Genomic DNA, 22,556 nt, shown 5'->3' with positions numbered 1-22,556 from the left:
CTCTCTCCTTTGCATCCATGAATATATTCAACAAGCCTCAAGCCCTAAGGCAGGAAGCTGATTTGATTTTCACTGTCCTTCTTGAGAATGACGTTATTAACCACCTGTCCCTGAGCCCCAAGGCTTGGCCAGGTCTTGCCGTTAAGGGTTACCGTAAGCCCGCCGGCATTGCCGACCGTGACCAGTTCTATTTGGTCCTTTGCCTTTAACTCTTTAGTGACCCCTTGAGTAAAGGTTCCCTCAAAAGCAAACTGACCATCCACATTGACCCGGATCCAGCAGGGCTGACTAAAGACTAGCTGAGCCACCAGACCTTCATTTTCCTGGGCGATCACATTTTGGGGGTTGGGGGGAGGGGCTTGGGGCGGTGGGGTATTGTCCGCTGGGGGAGTGTTTTCCGGTTGTTGGACGACTTCTTCCTGAGGGGTAGTAGGCAAGGGTGTGACTATATCTTCCGGAGCAATCGTAGTGCCCGGATGTTTGCTCAGGGAGGCGATTCCGATCACGACCACAAGAGCAACAACTCCGGTCACGGCCACAAGCACAGGTTTAATCCACTGGGGCCTCCGGCGGGGCAGCGGCGGCGCCGGTTCAGCGGATAACGGTTTTTCCTGTTGCTGCCCTAAGGCTTTATAGTGCTCTAAAACCTCCTCCGGGCTTATTCCCAAATGTTTGGCATAAGTTCTTAAAAACCCTTTGGTATAAGTGTCGCCGGGTAAAATATGATAAGCTTCTTCTTCCAAAGCTTCCAGATAGCGGATTCTGATTTTGGTAACTTCTTCAGCCTGGGTTAAGCTCCACCCTTTATCCACACGAGCGTTGCGAAGGATTTGTCCCTCTCCTGCCATGATAAACCCTCCTTCTTAGTGTTTTAGCTAATATCAAAAGCAGAAAAACTAACGGCTACATCATCAATCCCAATCTCATCTTGAGGTTGATTACGAATCTCAATGATAAAATCCAGGTCTCTTTTGATCCGGCCATCCCGCAAAAATACATCAGGATGCTCGATGATCTTCGGTGTGGGTAATTCCATCACCCGGTTCAATAATTGCCAATGGGCATCATCTCCACGGGAAGTGCTTGTCATCCCATCAATTAAAAACACGGAATCTTCAGCTTCGTCCAGCATAAGGGTGGTCCGCAAGGTTTGCCGGATAATCGTCGAAGAAAGGAGTATCCACTTCTTATTGGCATAAACGCAGGCGCTGATCGCCGCTTCCGTTTTTCCCACCCGGGGAACCCCTCGGATACCAACCAACTGATTGCCACCCTCAACTAAAGTATCTCCTAAAAAGTCCACAAGCAATCCTAATTCTTCCCTAATAAAGCGGTAAGTCGGGGGATCGCTTTCTGCCTTATCCAAACGCCGCCCATGCCGCAAGGCCAGGCGATCAAAGATCGTCGGCGGGCGAAAAGCAGCGATCTCAATGGTATCGACATGCTGCAAAGCCTCTTGGAGGGCTTGAACCTTCTCCGGAGACGGATACTGAAGCAAAAACCCCCGGCGGTCCTCACCGATCCCATTGACGGTTAAGATATTGATCTCAAGCATTCCCAATAATGTGGAGACAGCACCCAGCAAGCCGGGTTTATTTTGCTGTATCACATATTCCAGATAAAGTTGTTCTTCTGAGTATACCCGACCACTGATCAAGGTAATCCTCCAATTCTTTGATCCCCTTTTCCGGATCTTCATTGCTTATGGAATCATCATAATCATTGCTGGGATGGTTAGGATAGGCATAAAGAGCGTCGTAGTATTTCAGCATTCCTTCTGTAAACTCTTCTAAATTTCCTTGTTCCAGCAAAGCGCTGTACTCGGCAATCGTTTTATGCCCCAGGTTTTTCGTCAGACGCCCAAGCGCCGACTTAATCTCCTGGTCAGCATAAGGATACTGGGTGTATTCCTTAATTAAGCGTTCAACCCGCTGCTGAATTGAGTCATAGATCAGGATTTGCGGACCCATTTTCATAGCCTCATAAACACTGGTCGGCAAATTGATGCGGCCAATGCGCTTACTCTCACATTCAACGATAATATAAGGAAAATTCGCTAACACCCTAAGCTCTTCGTACAAAGCGGCTTCAAAGGTTTTCTGAGAAGGGCCTGAACCCAAGCCCACCGACCCAAATACAGAGCCCCGATTATTAGCCAGGGACTCTAAATCAATGACCGGATAGCCGTCAGCCCTTAACCACTTTAATAGCTCAGTCTTGCCTACACCCGTATTCCCCCGCAGTACGACAACTTTAAAGGGAAACTCCCGGCTGAAGTAATCATGAACCAAATGGCGATAAGCCTTATATCCCCCTTGCAACCGGTAAACAGGCAAGCCCATCAGACCCAAAACAGTGGCTAAGGATCTGCTCCTCATCCCTCCCCGCCAGCAAAAAAGCACCACAGGCCGGCCCTTGGACCATTGCCTGGCTTGGTTATAAAGTCCATCCAACTTGGGACCGGCTATAGCCAGCCCTTGCTCCTTGGCTAAAGCGGGAGAGATCTGTACATAAGTAGTGCCAATCATGGCCCGTTCTTCATTATTAAACAGAGGCAGATTCCGAGCACCAGGTATGGTGGCTTCCTCATATTCACCTTCAGAGCGAACATCGAGAAGAACTATATCTTTAATTTTTAGCAACTCTTCAATCGTTATATCCTGAACCATCATATTTCCTTCTTAATTTATACTATTCTCTTTTATTATCATAAATCCTCTCAACAAAATGTGCAACTTTTACCCGATTTCTTCTTCTCCTAAACCAAACTTTTGGTCAAATTGTCCCTTGGTCAGCAAAACTTCCCGGGGTTTTGAGCCTTCATAACCGCCCACGACCCCTTTTTCTTCCAACAAATCCATTAAACGGGCCGCCCGGGTGTAGCCGATGCGGAGCCTTCTTTGCAGTAAAGAGACAGAAGCATTGCCTGCCTCGATAAAGAGCAGGGCCGCTTGATGAAAGAGCTCATCCCCAGTATCTTCCGCAGGCTTATCGGTTCCCAGCTCGATATTAGGAATCTCCTGGTATTCCGGTTTAGCCTGATTCTGCAGGAAGCGGACCACATTTTCCACTTCCTTATCGGCCAGGAAGCATCCCTGTACCCTGATGGGTTTGCTGGCTCCCATAGGATAGTAAAGCATATCCCCCCGGCCTAAGAGCTTCTCCGCTCCATTCATATCCAAGATGGTCCGGGAATCGATCTGAGAAGATACAGCAAAAGCAATCCGGGAAGGAACATTGGCTTTGATCAAACCGGTGATCACATCCACCGATGGACGCTGGGTAGCAATCAGGAGATGGATTCCCGCCGCCCGCGCCATCTGAGCCAAACGGCAAATCGAATCTTCCACATCTCCGGGGGCCACCATCATGAGATCCGCTAACTCGTCGATAATCACCACCACATAGGGAAGAGGCGGCGCCTCTTCTTTCTTTTCCTGGGTGCGCAGGTAATTATAGCGCACAATATCCCTGACCCCGGCGGCAGCAAACAGCTCGTAACGGGTCTCCATTTCCGTGACAATCCATTTTAGGGCTCCGGCCGCCTTTTTGGGATCCGTGACCACCGGTGCAATCAGATGAGGAATTCCGTTATAATTAGTCAGTTCCACCATCTTCGGATCTACCAATAAGAACTTGACTTCATCCGGCCTTGCTTTATATAAGATGCTATTGATTAAGGTATTGACACAGACAGACTTACCTGAACCGGTGGCACCGGCAATTAATAAATGGGGCATTTTGGTTAAATCCGCCACAATAGGACTTCCTGTAATATCTTTGCCCAGAACGACCGTCAGCTTACTGAGGGAATTCTGAAATTCCGGTGTCTCCAGTACTTCCCGAAAATGCACCGTCGCTATCTCTTTATTGGGCACTTCGATTCCCACCACCGATTTCCCCGGCACAGGGGCCTCGATACGCACATCGGTAGCCGCCAAACTCAGGGCGATATCATCGGATAAGTTGGTAATCTTGCTCACTTTAACCCCGGGAGCAGGCTGGGCCTCATAGCGGGTAATAGCCGGTCCTTGAGTTACGTGAGTTACTTTAATTTTAACCCCGAAGCTTTCCAGGGTCTCTTCAAGAATCTTCACATTATCCGCCAAATCTTTATTAATACGAGGGTTCTTCACCTTCATGCTTTTATTAAGCAAGGTTAAATTAGGAAGCTGAAAATCACCGCTCTCCTTCTGGGCCAATCTGGAAACAGGCGTTCCTGTGAGCTTGCCCGGCGGGCTCGCTTTTTGTTTCTTTTCTTCGGCAAAAGGAAGTACAGTTTGGATGACGGGAGTATCGGCAAGAGGCTTCTCTTCCTCCCCGCCATGATCCGCCTGATCCTGAAGGGTCTTAATAATCACCGGCCGCTCCACCAATTCGGGCTCCAGCACCTTTAAAGGCTCCGTGGTCGTTTTCGTCTCTTTCCTCTTGATATTCTTTTTTAAAGCTCTCTTTTCCATAGGCTCTTCCGGAAAGGCTTCTTCAGGATTCTCCTCAGTGTCCTGAATCACATAGATAAAGTCCTCGACATGGTTTTTGACCCAGCGACCCGATTCCTTACCGGCCTTTTGCACTTGCTGCAGACCGCCGATGAGGGAGCGGTTCGTCACCAGCAGAGCTCCGCTAAGAGCGGTGACAATGAGTACCACATAGCCCCCGGAAATACCCACTGAGCTTTTCAGAGCCATAGTCAGGAGGGCACCGATTGCTCCTCCTCCATGTCCCAGCAATCCTTCATCGAGGATCGTTTCATTAGAATAATCACTAAGGCCCGGGAGCTGGAAATGCAATAGCCCTTCAAAAGCCAGCCATAGTAAAAGAACTCCCACCGTTCTCCACTGGTTATTGATATGTTTACGATTCATATAAGCGATTCCCCAGGCACCCAGCATAAGCAGCAGCCAGACCCGGCCGTTGCCGGCCAGTATGGTTAAGCCTTCTTTGATCTTGCCGCCTACCACACCATTGCTGCCGGAATATAGGGCCACAATGCCCAATACCGCCAATCCCAAGGCCACAATGCCGATCAGTTCATGGCGGACATTATCTTTAAGAAAACCTTTTTTCTTTACCGTCATCCTCTTTTTCTTCCTAGCCAAAAAACATCCCTCACATCATTCTTTACTCAACCGCTTCTTGCCAAGCCTTATGTAGTGTCTATTTCTACACAAAGGAAATTTTTCCCTTCTAAATCACTTGCAATTTTCCTTCGGTTCCAATAGGCTTGCCGCTCCCATTTGGCTGTTTCTCCGAACCTTTGACTCATCCACACTGTGGGTAAAAATTAATTCTTCTGATAGTATAGCAAAAAATCGGCTCTTCAGCCGATTTTATTGTAAATTTAACTTTCACGCTTTGCCGCGATCAGGCGCTTTAGTTCTCCATAGGCTTCCTTCAAGCCTCCGACAGCGTCAATCAGCCCTATATCCACCGCATCCTGTCCGATTAAAACAGTCCCGATATCCTGGGCCAGTTCACCGGTGGCAAACATGAGCTTTTTCAGCTGATCCTCTGTGATCTGGGAATGTTGGATAATAAAGCTATTGATTCTCTCCTGCATTTTTTGTAAATAGTCAAACTGCTGATGGCCGTTGATCACCAACCCTGTATAGCGTATGGGGTGCAAGGTCATGGTCCCCGTTGGCGCAATAAAGCTGCGCTCGCAGCTCACAGCGATGGGAATGCCAATGCTGTGCCCGCCTCCCAGAACGATGGAGACACTGGGTTTGCTTAGGCTGCTTACCAGCTCGGATATGGCTAAACCCGCCTCCACATCCCCTCCGGCCGTATTTAAAATCAACAATATCCCTTCTACTTTAGGGTTTTGCTCGACGGCAAATAATTGCGGAATGACATGTTCATATTTGGTGGCCTTCGTTTGCGCGGAAAGGACTTGATGTCCTTCGATTTGTCCGACAACAGTCAGACAATAGATGCTCTCCGAAGGCTCAGGGATACGAATCTGGCCCAGCTCTTTTAAGGTTTGGACCTCCGGATTTATGGGTTCATTTTGATTTTCATTTTCACTTCTCACAAGGTGCACTCCTTCCGATAACGTCTGCATTTCTTAGCCGATTCCTGAAAACTGAGCGACACATCTTCTACTATTATGGGGATTTGCCCATAAAAAAATGCAGGTCACTCTTCCTGCACAAAGTTATCTTCCGAAAATGATAAAAGACCATCTAATATTGACGGCCTTTTATCGGTACTTAACCGGAGACTACTTGCTTTCATATTCTCACTTGTTGTCAAATTCCGGGGGACGTTTGGCAATAAAAGCACTTGATGCCTCCTTGAAGTCGTGGTAGGGATGGTACGCCACAGTTGCATTTAAGTTATTGTTAAACTTTTTGGGTAGATCATGCTCATAGTTCTGATTCAAGCACAGCTTCCACTGAATAAGCGCACGGCGAGCATTCTGGGCAAGCTCATTCGCAAGTTTATAGGCTGCGTTCATAAGCTCCCCTTTAGGAACGACCTGATGAATCCCTCCATGTCTGTAAATCTCCTCGGCGGTAAGCGGATTGCCGGAAAGTGCCATATAACGAAGTACCTTCTCAGGCACCATCAGGGAGGCAAAGCCGTCAGCCCCTATAATGCCGACCTTGATTTCCGAAAGGGCGAATTTTGCCCCCTCCACTGCCACAAGTAAATCACAGCAACCCGCAAACGCACAGCCCGAGCCCACCGCCGCACCGTTTATAGCACCGATTACCGGATATTTACAGTTCTTGACCGAAAGGTATCCGTTGCGGATGATGTCGTAATACGTTGTGCAAGCTTTTCTCTCCATCATTTCAGGGAATTCGTCAAACTCATTGCCCGCCATAAATATTTTGCCCGCCCCAGTCAGGACGACCACCTTCACATCGTCCCGCTCCTCCAAGCTGTAAAATGTGTCGCGAATTGCAATATAAGTCTCTTTGTTTAAAGCATTGGCCGGAGGTCTGTTCACGGTTACTGTCGCTATGTAATTTTCTATCTTTAATTCGATTCCTGACATTTTCATTTCTCCTTTTTCAAACCTGCTGTACGTTCATTTATTTCGCAGAAATCATCACTCTGTGGTACGATCACATGACATGAACTTCCAGTCCATAGGACCCTAATATTTTGACCGCCCTGCTGATACTATCCTTTGCCAAATTGGGCAGATCCCCAAGTGAATAGTTCATCCCAAGAGCATCATATTTATTTTCGCCCAACCGGTGATAAGGGAGTATATCGATTCTGTCCATACCCCATGATTCCATAAACCAGCCCATAACCTTAATATTATTTTCATCATCATTGTAACCGGGAATTAAAGGCAATCGAATAATCATTCTGGTCCCCATTTGTTTTATCTTTACCGCATTCTCTAAAATCAGTTCATTCCCCACTCCTGTGAGTTCTTTATGCTTCTCTGTATCCATGTGTTTTATATCGAATAAAACCAGTTCTACCTTGGGCAGGATTTTCTCCAATACACTCCAGGGAGTATACCCGCAAGTATCAATACAGGTGTGAATGGCCCTGTCATAACATCTGTCCAATAACTCCCCTACAAATTCCGGTTCGGTTGTGCACTCTCCGCCACCGAGCGTTACACCGCCACCCGAATTGATGTAATACAGAGAATCCTTTTGAATGATGTCAAAAACCTCATCTACCGTCATCTTTTTCCCAGACATCGACCGGGCATCAGCCAGGCACACCTTTACGCAAACACCACAATTCGTGCACACACTGCGGTCCACCCATACAGAACCATCGTCTTTAATTTTATTAGCGCCATTAGGGCAAGCCTTCACACAAGCATAACATTGCACACATGTTTTGCTGAAATACATCATCTGGGGCTTAGCTTGCTGTGATTCCGGATTACTGCACCACAGGCAGCTGAGGGGGCATCCTTTAAAAAATACGGTCGTTCTTACCCCTGGCCCGTCTTCAGTTGAATATCTTTGTACATTAAAAATAACTGCTTTTTTCCCGGAATTCGCCTCTGCGTTAGTCATTCATTATTTTCCCCCTTTGGGCCAGAACCCCCCTCATTAACCACGGAGGGAGGTTCTGGTTAGGCCCAGGTTAATCCATGCTCAAATTCAGTTGAAACTCAATTCTGTTCTCTTGATAATCTCAGCCTGCACACCAGGATCCAGTCTGGTAAAGTAGGCACTGAATCCGGCCACTCTGACGACCAGGTCTTTATATTTATCAGGCTGTACCTGAGCATCCTTCAGGGTCTTGCTGCTGACGACGTTAAACTGAATGTGGGAGCCGCCCTGATCCATATAGGTTTTGACCAGGGATAGTAAGTTCCTCACACCTCGTGGACCATCAAGGGCTGCGGGATGGAACTTCATGTTAAAGTGATTAGAGTTGAACCGTACTGTGTCAAGGGCCTTAGCCGCCGAATTAACAAGGGCTGTGGGTCCGTTGACATCGCTGCCCGGCATAGCCGATACACTGCCGTCCGTCAGCGCCAGGCCGGCTTCTCTGCCTGTAGGCAGTGCACCCATGACGGCGCCAAACAGATTGTGCAGACTATTTGAGTAAGCTTCCGGTTTGCCTTTTTTACCGCAATAGTTGCGGCCGGCTTTGTAATAAGCTTCCCATACAACGTCATAGCACTTGTGAACAAATTCATTCATCACTTCATCGTCGTTCCCGTGTTTGGGAGCGTCCAGGCACATCTTCTGAATATCCTCATGGCCCCCAAAATTCGCGGCAAGAGCTTCCTTAAGCTGGGCCATGGTCAGTTTTTTATCATCATAGACCAGGGTTTTAACAGCCATCAAAGAATTGGCGGCATCAATGGTGCCCACATTGATCAGCAGGTCAGCGGTATATTTTGCCCCATCATCCCAGCAATCTCTTCCTGTTTCCAGGCATCCATCGGTAAGAATGGAACGCATCGGCAAGGGGAGAGTTTCCGCGCACAATTGGTTGCCCACCCGGCCATGGCCACGAACTGTCTTCAAGGCGAAATCGGTCTGGGTCCGGAAGGCTTCAAACAGGTCATCAAAGGTCTTGAAGCTTTCAGGATCTCCGGTCTTCGGACCTACCTGCATGCCTGTAAGAGGGTCCACGCCGTCGTTGAAGGCCAGTTCAAAGGCTTTGCCGATGCAAACTTCCCCTTCCACAGGGTGGGACGTCTTATTGGCAATATCTGTACCAACGCAGCCGAAGATAGCCACACGCCTTGCTTCTTCCAGAGTAACCCCTTCTTCTCTGAATCTATCCATCTCTCTGGTGATGGCCGCCGGGGTATTCATGATCTGGGGATGTCCGACACCGGTTTTAATAACTTCCACCGCTTTGAACAGGAAGTCTTCCTTTAACCCGGGATGCCAGAATAAAGCCAGAGGAGGTTGAATATTTTTCAGATCGATATGGGCATCGCAGCAAATATAATCCATTTCGCAGGTAGCGTCTCTGCCCTCTTCGGTAAGACCGCCAATGCACAGGGTTTGGCCAACATGGGATGACCAGGCTTTAGCGAATTTAGGTCCGTGATAATATCCGATCTCCTGAAGTTTGATAAAGATCAACTTTGTCAGGTAAAGGGCTTCTTTCCTGGTAATTCTTCCCTCAGCTAAATCCTTTTGATAGAAGGGGTCCATGTACTGTCCCCAATAGCCAAGAGAATATCCGCAACCGGTTACTTCGATTTCCAGGACCAGGTGTGTCAGCAGGAAACTTTGCAGGGCTTCTTTAAATGTGCGTGCCGGGTATTCGGGTACAACTTCACATATTTCAGCGATCTCCAACAATTCCTGGCGCCGTTCGTAACTCTTCTCTTCTGCCGCTTTCTTGCGTGCCAGTTCCGCATAGCGATGGGACAGATTGATCATCGCGTTCATGGTGATAATCACGGCTTCGTAAAAACTTCTCTTCGGAGTGTTGGCAGCATTAACTTCCAGCTTGCTCATCCGTTCCCTGGCTTCATCAATAATGCCACGGGCGCCTTGGGTGAGAATCCGGTTGTAATTCATGGTCCCGCCTCCGGCCGGCCAGGAGTTGCCATCATAAAACAGACCGGTATCCTGAGCCGGCAGGGAACTGTAGCCGTAAACTTCCTCAAAAAGCCTGTTGGCATTGGGGTAGATGCTACGCTCGTCCCAATATTTAACGATTTCTTCAAAAATCACCCGGTCTTCAGCAGTGATTTCCATTTCACCCAAATGGCTTACGGCTTTCCCTTCTTTATCCTTCATCCAATCGCAATTCCACTCAGGATAGGGATACACTCCGCAAACATATTGGGTTACGCTGCCGACGAAAAAGTTATCATCAATATAAAGTGTCTTATTCTTCAAAATGTAGTCCAGCAGCTTGGCTCTTCTGACAATGGCGGTATGACCATCTAATTTGGGGTAAATTTCCGCCAACAGCTTAAGCCGCTCAGTATCTACCTTTTGTGGTGCATCCAGTAAATAACTTTTAAGTCTTTGCACCCTCTCTTCATCCACTGTGCGTGAGTTTAATTTAGTCGCTAATTCCATTTTTTCTTCCTCCTTTTTAATGGTTAATTAGATTTTTAACCAACCCTTATCAGGGATTTAAACATTTCAAGCGTTCTCTCCATAAGTGATAACAAAACCTCTTCCGGTTATTTTGATCTTATAGTCAACCTTAATCGGAGTTACCACTCTCATAAACTTCTTATCAACCACAAAGGTAATCCCGCCGATTTCCAAAATCTCATCATTCTCTTTTACTTCGCTTAAGATCAACCTGATCTCTGGAGCTACTGATCAGCACCCACTTATGGCTCTTTCCAGCCTGATCGGCTGATTGCTGTCACCTTTAAACTCGCTTAACTTCTTTAAAGCAAATTCGGTTACTGTCAGCATTCCACCACCTCCCTATCTCCTCATGCAGCTCTAGCGAAACTATCAGTCAAACTGTCCACTTCGCAATCTGTTGATCAACTATATAGCAAATTGCATGCCAACTGACGCTACATTTTTTATATAATGGGGTTTTAAGCCGGCTCTATAGCTCTTCCACCAGCCCCCCATGCTCCAGAGGGTATGGATAAAAATTTTTCCAAGTTGATGATCTTCAGGTGAAACGGCAGACCTCCTCCCTTAAAATGAGGTATTTTGGTCTATTGAACAAGCAATTCCTGGTTCCCATATATAGTTTGTATACACACAACAATGAGCCTGTTTAGTTTATAGCCACACGTCCGGAATCTTACACCAGACCAAAGTATTTCTCCCTGATTGCGGAATCATCAGCCATAGAATCCTTGCTTTGCTCATTCACGATGGTGCCGTTTTCAAGAATATAAAACCGATCCGAATATTTCAAACTCATAGTCGTATTTTGTTCCGCCAGCAAAATTGTGATCCCATCATCATTGATCTTCTTGATGGTTTCAAATACCGTCTTAACCAGTTTCGGAGCCAGACCAAGGCTGGGTTCATCCAGCAAAAGCAGCTTGGGCAGTCCCATCATCCCTCTGCCGATAGCGCACATCTGCTGTTCACCGCCGCTCATCGACCCTGCCAGCTGATGCTTCCTTTCCTCTAAACGCGGGAAGAGCTCAAACACTCTTTTGATCGTATTCTTGGCTTCTTTTCTCGCGCATTTCGAATAGGCACCCATTTGCAGGTTTTCCATCACGGTCAGCTTGGGAAAAAGCTTTCTGCCTTCGGGAACATGAACGATTCCCCGGCTGATCTTTTCATGGCATTTACAGCATCTCATCTTCTCATCTTTAAACACAATTTCACCATTGAGGTCAGTGCACAACCCGGATATTGATTTTAATAAGGTACTTTTTCCGGCTCCATTTGAACCGATCAAAGCCACGATCTCCCCTTCGTTCACCCGCATCGATACATTTTTCACCGCTACAAATTTTCCGTACATGACGTCAACATTTGATAGATTAAGCATCGTCTTCCCTCCCTAAATAAGCATCGATTACCTCATGGTCAGACATAACTTCAGCAGCTGTGCCTTCCGCAATCAATTTGCCTTGATTCATCACAACCACTCGATCGCACAAGGACACCACAGCGCTAATCACATGTTCGATCAAAAATACCGTGACTCCCTGCTGCCTTATTTCTTTTAATAAGGCAACCGTTTCCTCAACTTCATTGACATGAAGACCGCCCATGATCTCGTCCAGCAAGATCAGATCAGGCTGTGTTGCCAAGGCCCTGGCCAACTCCAGGCTTTTTCTCTGGCCTATGGTCAACACATCAGGATAAAGATCGGCCAGTTTCTCAATTTTTACCGAACGCAATACTCTTTCCGTAACCGCCAGGGCTTCTGACATCTGTGATTCCTTGCACAGGGCGCCAATCAAGACATTTTCTCTAACCGATAAATTTTCGAAAAGCTGGGGGATTTGAAACGTGCGGGCTATACCTTGCCGGCATCTTAAATCCTTGGTCAGGTTTGACAGGCTCTTCCCTTCAAAAATTATTTCTCCCCCGGCATTTCTGACATCTCCGCAAATGGCATTAAATAAAGTCGTCTTGCCGGCACCGTTAGGTCCGATCATACCCAGAATCTCATTCTTTTTGACATTAAAACTGACATCATCGACTGCTTTTAAGCCGCCAAATGAAACTGAAACACTGCTACACTTCAGCATTGCAAATCGCTTCCTCCTTCACTTCCTTTTGGGAACGCTTTTTGAAGATCTTCAAAATCAGTGGAAGCAATCCATCGGGAAGGAATATCACCACAAAAATGAGAACCAACCCGTAGATCAGGGTGTCCAGACCTGATATCGTGTTGAGCTGTGCTCTGAGAACCATGCTGAGGGGTATTAAGACAGAGGCTCCCAACAATGGCCCTACATAGGTTCCTGTTCCGCCGATGATGGCGATGGTCGCAATCTGAACCGCTACAGCCATCACCATCGTGCTGTCAGGTTCAATAAAGAGAATATACTGGGCATAGAAAGAGCCGGCGATGGCTGTGAAAAAAGCACTTATGGCAAAACTGGCGATTTTCAATTGCTGTCCTCTGACCCCTAAAGAAAGAGCAGCCCGTTCATTGTCCCGTATGGCATATAAAAAGTATCCGTATCTGCTTTTTTGCATGGAGTAGGTAAACAGCGTTAAAAACAGTAACATGATCAAAATGATAATCCCATAGGTTGCGCGGTTTGAGAAAATCATGTTCGCCATGCTCTCCTGAAAGGGAATGATGATCCCCATGGAGCCTTTGGTAATAGATTTCAACTGAATGGAAGCGATATACAGAATTTGACCCATAGCGAGAGTTGCCAAACTAAAGAAGTGCCCGGATAACTTATTGCATATTCCTGAATAGAGGCCCCCCAAAACTCCCGCAAGCAAACCTCCGATGATCAACCCGATCCAAGGAGACAAGCCAAAATTCATATATAAAATGGTTGATGCGTAAGCCCCTATACCAAAAAAACCACAATGCCCCAGCGAAAACTGCCCTGAATAACCACCGGCAATATTCCAGGCCTGTGAGGCAAATGCCCATATACAGGTCATCACAATAATGTCCAGCAAAAACATATTTTTGATGGATCCTGTTATCAGACATAGAGCAGCAAATACCAAAATCATGATCCCTATTTTTTTATCTCGCAAAGTTATCCCTCCATCACCTTAATCCATCGTTTTCTATGTCCGGTCACCAAAAATACCCTGAGGCCTGACAATAAGGAGAATGATCAGAATCAGGAAAGGCACCGCATCTTTCCACCCAATGCTGACATAATAGCCGCACATGGCTTCAAACACGCCTACGATCATTCCGCCGATCAGAGCTCCCGGCAAACTGCCCATTCCTCCCAAAACGACAACCACAAAACAGAGGACAACAAAGTGACTGCCTATGGTGGGGCTAACCGGATACATAATTGACAAGAGGCTCCCCGAAATTGCCACCATCACCATGCCCAAACCAAAGGCCACCGAATACAGCACCTTGGTGTTTACACCCATCAATTGGGCCGTATTCCGGTCCTGGGAAACAGAGCGGATGGCCTTCCCGATGAGGGTATATCTGAGCAAAAGCGATACCAGCCCAAAGGTGGCGATTGTAATCACAAAGGTCAGCACATTGGCTTTGGCAAACATTAAGTTCCCTAACTTAAAGGATTCCGAGGCGTAGGCTACGGTAGTTGACAGATAATTACCGCCAATCGTAACCAAGGCCAGATTGGTTAAGACCATTCCCAGCCCTACCGTAAGAAATATTTGCGCCATGTTGCTGCTGTTGATAATACGGGCAATGAGAACGCGTTCAATAAACAATCCGAAGAGCACCATGATGGGGATCGAAATAAGGATCGAAAGCAGTGGATCAATGCCCAAATAAGTTGTGGCGAAGTAGGTAATATACATGGCCAGCATGAGAAATTCGCCGTGAGCAAAATTAACAATGTTCATCACACCGAAAATCAAGGAAAGCCCGCATGCAGCTAACCCATACATGCCGCCAATAAGAATCCCGTTAACCAAGTTCTGCAAGAACAAAGTCGTTCCCCCTTTCACAAATAAAACGGTAATATAGTTGCTTGTCCGATATTGCCGTGGAATTTACAGGCGATCACTTTTTTAGTGACCACCTGTAACCTTCTCACTCAAACCAAAAGTACTTATTTATACGCTGGCAAGGGAATGCTATTGGGCTGCTTTGTCGCAATATTTTCCGGCCAAACAGCTTCCAGAGCGCCACCTTGCCATTGCTCAATGGCAATATAGGCCCGTTCGTTTTGACCTGTTGAATCATATTTCACGCCCATTCCGTCAGACATACTGCCTGTGGGTTTATCCAAATTAAAATAAATACCGCGTATTTCTTCGGCATCAAAAGTTTTACACTGGGGTAAAACATCATTGAAGAACGCCCAGGCTCCGGTAAATGCTCCCATACTTAGCCCTGTGACAGCTTTGTTATGACTACTGTTCCATTCCGCTAAGAAGTCATTCTTAAGTTTAATGGCATCCTCATCCAAAGCTTTGTCATTAACAATTCCCGGAAGATCGGCCACAAATATTCCTTCGCTGGCGGCACCTAAACTTGCACCATAATCACTCAGGGCATGCCCTGCACTGGTACCGACCCAAGCTTTAGGCCGGAAGTTAAACTGTTGAGCCTGCTTTTGCAGAAGCATTGCATCGGCAATATAGGAAGAAGCGATCACTACATCCGGTTTGGCATCAATTAATTTCAGGATAATTGGGGACAGGTCATTGGATTTCGCGCTATAGCCTTCATCGCAGACAATATTCAACCCATTAGCCTTAGCCGTCTCCCGCACTCCATTGCTGACCGATGTTCCCCATGATGAATCTTCATGGATAATCGCAACTCTAAGTTCTTCCTTGGTGGTGTTCAACTGAGGAACCAAATACTCAGCAGCGAATTTGGACGCCGTGGAACCCATCATATTGGCCGTAGCCACACTCCGCCAAATGTATTTATAACCTTGCTCCGTAATTTCGTCCGCCACGGCATTTACCTCAATATAAGAAGCATTGGCGCGCATGGCAACCGGGATGGCGGCGGCGGCAATACCGCTTGAATAGGTTCCGACAATCAGTTTGATATTTTCTGTATTCACAAGACGGTTCGCCTGAGTTGAACCGGCACTGGCATCAGGTGCATCAGACTTGGCGAGCACAATCTTTTTACCATTGACTCCGCCCTGTTTATTCTTCATCTCAGCGGCAATGTTGATGGCATCATAAATTTCGTTTCCCAGCAAAGCCATATTGCCGCTCATGGGTAAAATAACGCCAACCTTTAATTCACCGCCCTGTTGCTCTACTGCATCTTTTGGTGCATCTTTTGCCGTATTTGTTGTCCCGCATCCTACTAAACTGACAATCAACATCATCACCAAAACCATTGACCAAAGCTTTTTCATAGATGTTCCTCCCTATTCAATTTGCACCTATTCCGTTCTTCTCGGCACCCAGATTTAATCAAAAGAATTTCCATCAAACCTTCATCAACGAGGTATAAGCAAGGCGTCGCCGCAAATAACGCCTTGGCCTTCAGGCATCACAAAAACCGGGTTAATATCCATTTCCTTAAAATTATCCTGTTGCTCTATGGCGAAGCGGGATAAATTTAAAATCATGTCCACTAAGGCGTCAAGATTACCTTGCGGCTTTCCTCTGTAGCCGTTGAGCAAGGGATAGGCCTTGATCGAAGCAAGCATTGCCAAAGCTTCCTCTCTTGTTAAGGGCAGCACCCGCCTGGCCACATCACCCAAAACCTCAACGAAAATTCCACCCAGACCAAAGATGATCACCGGGCCAAAGGTAATGTCGTATTTAATGCCCAATATCACTTCGGCTACCGGCTTCTCCACCATTTTCTCAACCAGCACTCCTTCAATTGCCGCCGTGGGAAAGCTTTTCTTGGCGCGTTCCAAAATCGTGTTGTAGTTATCCGTTAGTTCCTGCTCATTCTTTATGCCCAGAATTACCAACCCCGCGTCGGTTTTATGGGCAATTTGCGGGGACATCACTTTCAAAACAACCGGATAATCAATCTGAGACCCTAAGTTTACAGCTTCTTCCAAGGACGTCGCTAAACCGCCTCGGAGCACTGCTATGCCATATTCGCCAAGCATTTTTTTGGTTTGATACTCAGTCAGAGACAGAACCTCAGCGTCTCCGTGCTTCTTATCCGCCGTGGCTTTCTTCTCAGCTGCTTTAACCGGTATTTCCTGCCTGACTATGTGCTCCAGCGCCCGAATACATCTGTAAGGGGTGGGGTAGAGGGGAACATTTGCTTCTCTAAGCTTGTTAAAGAATGGCTGTTCAGGAGTTAACCAGGAGATAAAAATCGATTTGTTTAATTCTTTGCTGATTTCGATAATATCGTCCGCCATCTTTTCAGCCAGCTTGCCGCGGGTTGGGCCAAAAGAGAACAGCAGCACATCGATATTACTGTCTTTTACCACCTCCACTAAACAATTGCGGAACAAATCCTCTTGATTAAATATATGGGCTGTAAAATCAACCGGGTTCTGCGCCGATGCAAAATCCGGAAGTATTGCGTTGAGAGAGTTGATGGTTTCTTCGGTCAGTCTGGGGGTTTGTATATGGAAATCTTCACATATGTCAGCGGCAAGAATCCCCGACCCACCGGTTTCAGTCACTACAGCCACACGGTCGCCTCCCGGCTTTTTCCCTTGCAGCCCAATCAACACATCAATCAGATCTTCCATATCCTTAACCGAGATGATCCCGGCCTGCTTGCAGAAAGCCTCAAAAATGTCGGAGTCCCCGGCTAATGAGCCGCTGTGTGACATGGAAGCTTTTTTACCTACGGCTGTTCTCCCTAATTTCAGAAAGACTAAAGATTTCCCCTTTTGTTTCGCCAGCTTCGCCAATTCCGGCAAGTTTGAAGAAGGCTTTAACCCTTCCACAATACAGGTGATGATGGAGGTATGTTCATCCTCGATCATGAACTGGATCAGTTCCATGATATTGATGTCGGCCTGGTTGCCCACCGTAGCGATATGGGAAATTCCCAATCTCTGCTGAATAGCGAAACCTATGGCGGCGAAGCCTAAACCACTGCTTTGGGCGACAATACCGATATTTCCTTTAGGAATCACTTCAGCATCAAGCAGCGGATTAAATCCGGCGGGAATGCCGTCGATAAAGTTTACTATACCCTGATTGTTCGGACCCAGGATTCTGGTTCCGGTACCGGCTACCGCATCGATCAGCTCCTGCTGCCCTTGATGATTGCCCATTTCCGCAAATCCCGAACTGAAAATAACAACAAAATGTGCCTTTTTCTCGACACATTCTTTAACAATAGGCAACACCCTGCTCGCCGCCACCGATACCAGCACAACGTCAATTTCCTCAGTTATGGATGAAACGGAAGGATAACACTTAAGTCCGGCAATTTCACTATATTTAGGATTAACCGGCATGACCGTTCCCTGGAAATTATATTTTTTCAAAAACTTGATGGGCTGACCACCGATGCTGTCTAAATTTTGCGATGCTCCAACAATGGCGATTGTCTTGGGGTAAAATAACTTTTTCAAGCTCATTTTGAATCCTCCAATTTGTTTTATAAAAGTTAAGCTTCGCATTATCTGTTTACACAGTAAATGCAAACTGTGACAACTCATGCCTAAAAATAAATCCCTTGCACCTCCCCTCACCTGACCTTATAGATGCAGAAAAATTTCAAAAAACGCCCCTTGGTTTTACAAGATACCTCCTTATGCAGTTTGTATTATTTTTAATTGTTATACATAAAATAAGCAATTACTATGCCAACAATCCTTTATTTATCGCTTTTTGACTTTTCTGCGTCATATTTTTTATACTTGTACCTAACAATCCAGTCAAAACGGCGCATAATTCAGCTATTATTATTAATAAAATTATTGAAATTTCATAATTATTCTAAAATACAGGCTTCTTGGTTTGCTCTTTTAAGTTTGCTTATGATCTCCCCCCCAAATTTAGATACAAACTATACAATTACGGGGATAAATTATTTACTTTATATACATGCCTGAAACTATTTGAGCCTGAGGCCAGGGCAACAGATCCGATACTCATAGTGTAAATTTACCTGTCAGCGCGGTTAATTCTTCAGCCGTCTTCGCCAAAACATCTACGGAAGTGCTGATATCCGTCATAGAAACAGTAGCCGTTTCGATACTTGACGCTACTTGCTGTGAGCTTTCCGCACTTTGGCCTACGCTTTGGGTGATTTCAGTCATAGCCCTGCTGACTTCGCTAACCGTCAGCAATACTTGTTGACACATTTCTGAAGCCGACCGGGTAATCCGCCCGAAGGTTGCGGTATCCTCGCGGTACTGTTCGGCGGTATTCATAAACTCCACATAGTCGTCCTTGATCTTGGTATTCATAAAGGCTAATAATTCCTGGGCTTGTTTGACCAGGTCATCGATGCTCTCCCGCACTTTATTCGTAACCTCTTGGATATTCTCCACCGTATTCGCTGATTGTTCGGCAAGCTTTCTGACCTCTTCGGCAACCACCGCAAAGCCCCTGCCCTGTTCTCCGGCCCGGGCAGCTTCAATGGCCGCGTTGAGGGCCAGGAGATTGGTCTGACCGGCAATATTGGCAATAAGATCTGCCATATTGGTTATTTCGTCAACTATCCCGGCTTTTTCGATGGTAACCTTTATCCGTTCTTCTAATGTTGAGTAGGTTTGCTCCGTTATCTGCTTGGAAGCCGTCACTGACTGATAGACCGTTCCCACACGGTTTTCAATGGTGCGGGAATTCTCTCCCCCATCGACCATTGCCTTGTTTAAGGTTTCCGTAGAAGCGTTCATTTCCTGACCGGAAGCCGCTACTTCCTGGCTGGAAGCGCTTACTTCCTCAAGGGAGGCGAATATTTCTTCAGTCGCGGCGGCAATCGTTTCCATATTGGCGGAAGCATTCTGAGTCACCCTTGATAACTGCCTGCTGGCTGTTGCCAGGTTAGCGGCAGATATGGAGATTTTCCCCACCGTCTCATTCAGAACATCCTGCATTTTCTGAAAAGATTGGGACAGCCGCCCGATCTCATCTCGGCGGGCCAGGCTTACCTGGCTTAGTTTTTGGGTAAGATCCCCCTCCGCGATCATTTCGGCATAAGCGGCCGCTTCGTTTACCGGACGGGCAATCCTCCTTCCTGCAGCGATGGCCACAATTGTTCCGAATACCAGGAAAAATAAAGCAATGATGAGGGCACTTCTTTTCAAGCCGTCCAGGGCGGAAAGGATCTCGCTCATCGGTGCTGTCAGGGCCAAGCTCCATTTGGTGTTTTCTACCGGTGCAAAGCCCATCATTTTTTCCTGACCTTGAAAAACGTACTGACTTGAACCATTTTCCCCCGCCAGCATTCTTTTCTGAATAACATCGGCTAATTCAGCAACACCCGGATCTTCCTGGGCCGCTGCAATGGGATTATATAATCCTTCCACAAGCTCTTTATCCGGGTGGGCTATCACCGTGCCTTGTTCATTAACGATAAAAACATACCCAGTTTGCCCAATGGTCAGCTCCTCAGCCAATTTTGTCAGATCCATAACATCCAGTACCCCATCGATTGTCCCAATCACTTGATCGCCGGATTTTATGGGTACAGTAAAGGTTATATAAAATGCAGTTATATAAAACGTATCCGTAGCGCTGCTTTTTTGTACCGGGGAAATCGCCCTTTTCCCCTGCATAGCCTCAAGAAAACACTCGCTTTGGCTGTTATCCAGGGACAGATTATTTGAAGTATGCGACTTCCCGGTGGCATCGGTTATGGACATGAGCAGGAATCCGGAACGGGCAGCTTCTTCCTTCAAAGCTGCCACCTGCTGTTGAATTGTTGCCGGAGAGGCCTCCCCTACTTTGCGCATAACCTCACTGTTGGCTAATACTTCCAGGTTGCTGTAAACTTTCTCAATGGCAGTTTCAATAGTGTTCGCCGCTTCCTCCGCCAGTTTGGCGGTTGCGCTGCTCACTTCCCGGGTAATGACCTGAGAAGCCTGCACATAGGCCAGCAGGCTTAAGGCAGTGGTTGAGACAATAAGCACACCAGCAAAAATGAGAGCAATCCTGTTCCCGATACTTTTCATTTCTCCCGCTCCTTCATCATAATTCTTGGTTGGCATGAGATAATCTGGCATAAATCAAAAAAACACTTGCCTTATCTAGCAAAAGTTGTGGAGTAGTCGGGAAATAATCCCCATATATCCATCCCAGACTGATAAGAACAAGTGCTTTTAAAATTTCAGACTTCTTTATTTCAGGATTATGCCGACAAGCTGTCCATTGGCTAAACCAAAGGCATTGGCCTCATCTGTATCAATGTGCATCTCAGTGACAAAGCTATCGCTCACCCGAATCAAGACTTCATCAAACACGCCACCCCTGGGACCATTGACCTGAACTTTCGCCCGATCGCCATTCTTCAGGCTAAGACCCTCCGCATCTGCAGAATGCATATGGATATGGCGCGCCGCGATAATCGCCCCTTCAGCAAGGGTTACCGCCCCACAAGGGCCGGTGATTGTCAACCCGGGGGAACCTTTAAGGTCGCCGGAATCTCTGACGGGAGGCTTAAGCCCTAATTTATAGCTATCTGTAACCGCTAACTCTACCTGGGTATCTTTCCGGGCGGGTCCCAAAACCCTTACCCCTTCAATGGTTCCTTTCGATCCTACTAAATTTACAAATTCACCGCTTGCGAATTGACCGGGCTGGGCAAGCATTTTGGCCTGGGTCAGATTATACCCTTCGCCAAATAATACCTGAATATGTTCTTGTGACAAATGCACATGACGGTTCGATACTCCTACTGGAACTGTTTTCATTTCAACGGCCTCCCTCGTCATTTAATGAATCATTAAACAGCATAATTATGAAAGATATCCTGGGCAATCCCTTCTTCTTCGTTGGTGGGAATGATGCAGACCTTAACTTTGGATGTATCGGCAGAGATCACCCGCTCTTTTGGCCCTTCAACATTGCCGGCCTCATCAAGTTCAACTCCCAGATGGGTGAGCCTTGAGCAGATCTTCTGCCTGATGACAGAGGAATTTTCTCCTATACCGCCTGTAAACACAAGATAATCCAGCCCACCCAAAACCGCATAGAAGGAACCGATGTATTTGATAATGCTGTCAGCGTACACATCGATGGCCAGCTTAGCCCGCTCATTGCCTTGAGCCGCTGCTTCTTCGATATCACGCAAATCGTTGCTTACTCCCGAAATACCCAGCAGTCCTCCGTTTTTGTCAATGCCCTTGAATATTTCCTCAACCGTCAGGCCCTGTCCCAAGAGAAAAGGAATAATATTGGCGTCAATGTCCCCGGCCCGGTTGGCATGGGGGATACCGGTCTGTGGCGAAAATCCGAAACTTGAGTCCACGGATTTGCCGTCCAACACAGCGCACAGTGAACCACTGCCCCCTAAATGACAGGAGATCAGTTTATACTGCTTGCCTATGCGCTTCTCCACCTGCCGGGAAATATAGCCGTGGGATGCACCGTGATAGCCCAGACGCTGAATGTCATAGTTCTCATACCATTCATAAGGGATGGAATACATTCTTCGTTCCTGGGGTATGGTTTTGTGAAATGCTGTCTCAAATACGCCGACGAATAGTTTATCCGGAAGGATCTCTTTAAACTTTCTGATGGCTTCAATGTAGGGGGGATTATGGGCGGGAGCGACCTTGATGTATGCTTCCATCGCCGCGATCACCTCATCCGAAAGCTCATGAACACCATAATAGCCTTTCGCGATAACCGTCTTGAAGCCAATGGCATCCACCTGGTCGATGGTTCGGATTGCTCCTTTCCCGGAGTCAACCAGATCCTTCAAAAACAAATTGATTCCTTCACTATAACCGGGAATATTCAGACCTTCCCTGCTTTCTTCAGCGCCATTTAAATTGTTCCGGAAGGAATATATCCCATTGGCACTGCCCACCCGCTCAATCTTAGCTTCACATAAAATATGGGTGTCCGGCATCGTATACAGCTTGAATTTGAGTGATGTGCTCCCCACATTGCAAATTAAAATCAACATAAGCATCACCTTCTTTTACTTTA

Annotated in this window: 18 protein-coding genes; all 18 read right to left on the bottom strand. The window is 46.8% G+C overall.

The window, feature by feature from the left end; all coding sequences use genetic code 11:
- Window positions 1-44: 44 nt before the first annotated feature.
- The gene (locus tag BUA14_RS18525; protein ID WP_072773950.1) at window positions 45-848 is read right to left on the bottom strand and encodes a helix-turn-helix domain-containing protein; all 804 of its coding nucleotides are present in this window, start codon (window positions 846-848) and stop codon (window positions 45-47) included.
- Between the two features lie 23 nt (window positions 849-871).
- On the bottom strand, window positions 872-1,657 hold the full coding sequence (locus tag BUA14_RS18520) for a DUF3388 domain-containing protein (protein WP_242954688.1): 786 nt from the start codon (window positions 1,655-1,657) through the stop codon (window positions 872-874).
- Entirely contained in the window at window positions 1,593-2,672 is a 1,080-nt protein-coding gene (gene mnmH, locus BUA14_RS18515; protein ID WP_084078715.1) for a tRNA 2-selenouridine(34) synthase MnmH, read from the bottom strand. The genes BUA14_RS18520 and mnmH overlap by 65 nt, the downstream gene beginning before the upstream one ends.
- A 66-nt stretch (window positions 2,673-2,738) precedes the next feature.
- Window positions 2,739-5,078, bottom strand: coding sequence for an FtsK/SpoIIIE family DNA translocase (locus tag BUA14_RS18510; protein ID WP_072773948.1), 2,340 nt, complete (start codon window positions 5,076-5,078; stop codon window positions 2,739-2,741).
- Between the two features lie 263 nt (window positions 5,079-5,341).
- Window positions 5,342-6,034 carry a ClpP family protease gene (locus BUA14_RS18505; protein ID WP_072773947.1) on the bottom strand — a complete coding sequence of 231 codons (693 nt, stop codon included), beginning with the start codon at window positions 6,032-6,034 and terminating at the stop codon, window positions 5,342-5,344.
- Window positions 6,035-6,241: 207 nt separating this feature from the next.
- On the bottom strand, window positions 6,242-7,006 hold the full coding sequence (locus BUA14_RS18500) for an enoyl-CoA hydratase/isomerase family protein (RefSeq protein WP_072773946.1): 765 nt from the start codon (window positions 7,004-7,006) through the stop codon (window positions 6,242-6,244).
- A gap of 70 nt (window positions 7,007-7,076) precedes the next feature.
- Window positions 7,077-8,003, bottom strand: a complete 927-nt coding sequence (locus tag BUA14_RS18495) for a glycyl-radical enzyme activating protein (RefSeq protein ID WP_072773945.1) — start codon at window positions 8,001-8,003, stop codon at window positions 7,077-7,079.
- An 87-nt stretch (window positions 8,004-8,090) separates the two neighbouring features.
- On the bottom strand, window positions 8,091-10,493 hold the full coding sequence (locus BUA14_RS18490) for a glycyl radical protein (RefSeq protein WP_072773944.1): 2,403 nt from the start codon (window positions 10,491-10,493) through the stop codon (window positions 8,091-8,093).
- A gap of 66 nt (window positions 10,494-10,559) precedes the next feature.
- Entirely contained in the window at window positions 10,560-10,724 is a 165-nt protein-coding gene (locus BUA14_RS28035; RefSeq protein ID WP_178371736.1) for a hypothetical protein, read from the bottom strand.
- 466 nt (window positions 10,725-11,190) lie between these two features.
- Entirely contained in the window at window positions 11,191-11,898 is a 708-nt protein-coding gene (locus tag BUA14_RS18485) for an ABC transporter ATP-binding protein (RefSeq protein WP_072773943.1), read from the bottom strand.
- Window positions 11,891-12,607: an ABC transporter ATP-binding protein gene (locus tag BUA14_RS18480; protein ID WP_072773942.1), complete on the bottom strand. Its 717-nt coding sequence runs from the start codon at window positions 12,605-12,607 to the stop codon at window positions 11,891-11,893. The genes BUA14_RS18485 and BUA14_RS18480 overlap by 8 nt, the downstream gene beginning before the upstream one ends.
- Window positions 12,594-13,586 carry a branched-chain amino acid ABC transporter permease gene (locus BUA14_RS18475; RefSeq protein WP_072773941.1) on the bottom strand — a complete coding sequence of 331 codons (993 nt, stop codon included), beginning with the start codon at window positions 13,584-13,586 and terminating at the stop codon, window positions 12,594-12,596. The genes BUA14_RS18480 and BUA14_RS18475 overlap by 14 nt, the downstream gene beginning before the upstream one ends.
- Before the next feature lie 33 nt (window positions 13,587-13,619).
- A complete protein-coding gene (locus tag BUA14_RS18470) occupies window positions 13,620-14,477 on the bottom strand; it encodes a branched-chain amino acid ABC transporter permease (protein ID WP_084078711.1) in 858 nt (285 codons plus the stop codon).
- Window positions 14,478-14,599: 122 nt separating this feature from the next.
- A complete protein-coding gene (locus BUA14_RS18465; RefSeq protein ID WP_072773940.1) occupies window positions 14,600-15,874 on the bottom strand; it encodes an ABC transporter substrate-binding protein in 1,275 nt (424 codons plus the stop codon).
- A gap of 84 nt (window positions 15,875-15,958) precedes the next feature.
- Entirely contained in the window at window positions 15,959-18,031 is a 2,073-nt protein-coding gene (locus tag BUA14_RS18460; protein ID WP_072773939.1) for an acetate--CoA ligase family protein, read from the bottom strand.
- A gap of 516 nt (window positions 18,032-18,547) precedes the next feature.
- Window positions 18,548-20,575 carry a methyl-accepting chemotaxis protein gene (locus tag BUA14_RS18455; RefSeq protein WP_072773938.1) on the bottom strand — a complete coding sequence of 676 codons (2,028 nt, stop codon included), beginning with the start codon at window positions 20,573-20,575 and terminating at the stop codon, window positions 18,548-18,550.
- A gap of 165 nt (window positions 20,576-20,740) precedes the next feature.
- A complete protein-coding gene (gene pduL / locus BUA14_RS18450; protein ID WP_072773937.1) occupies window positions 20,741-21,313 on the bottom strand; it encodes a phosphate propanoyltransferase in 573 nt (190 codons plus the stop codon).
- A 32-nt stretch (window positions 21,314-21,345) separates the two neighbouring features.
- Window positions 21,346-22,533, bottom strand: coding sequence for an acetate/propionate family kinase (locus tag BUA14_RS18445; RefSeq protein ID WP_072773936.1), 1,188 nt, complete (start codon window positions 22,531-22,533; stop codon window positions 21,346-21,348).
- Between the last annotated feature and the right edge of the window lie 23 nt (window positions 22,534-22,556).

This window comes from Desulfitobacterium chlororespirans DSM 11544, assembly GCF_900143285.1.
In the GTDB taxonomy this organism is placed as follows: Bacteria; Bacillota; Desulfitobacteriia; order Desulfitobacteriales; family Desulfitobacteriaceae; genus Desulfitobacterium; species Desulfitobacterium chlororespirans.
The sequence above is the reverse complement of the archived record's forward strand: the minus strand, read 5'-3'. Positions and strand labels throughout refer to the sequence as shown.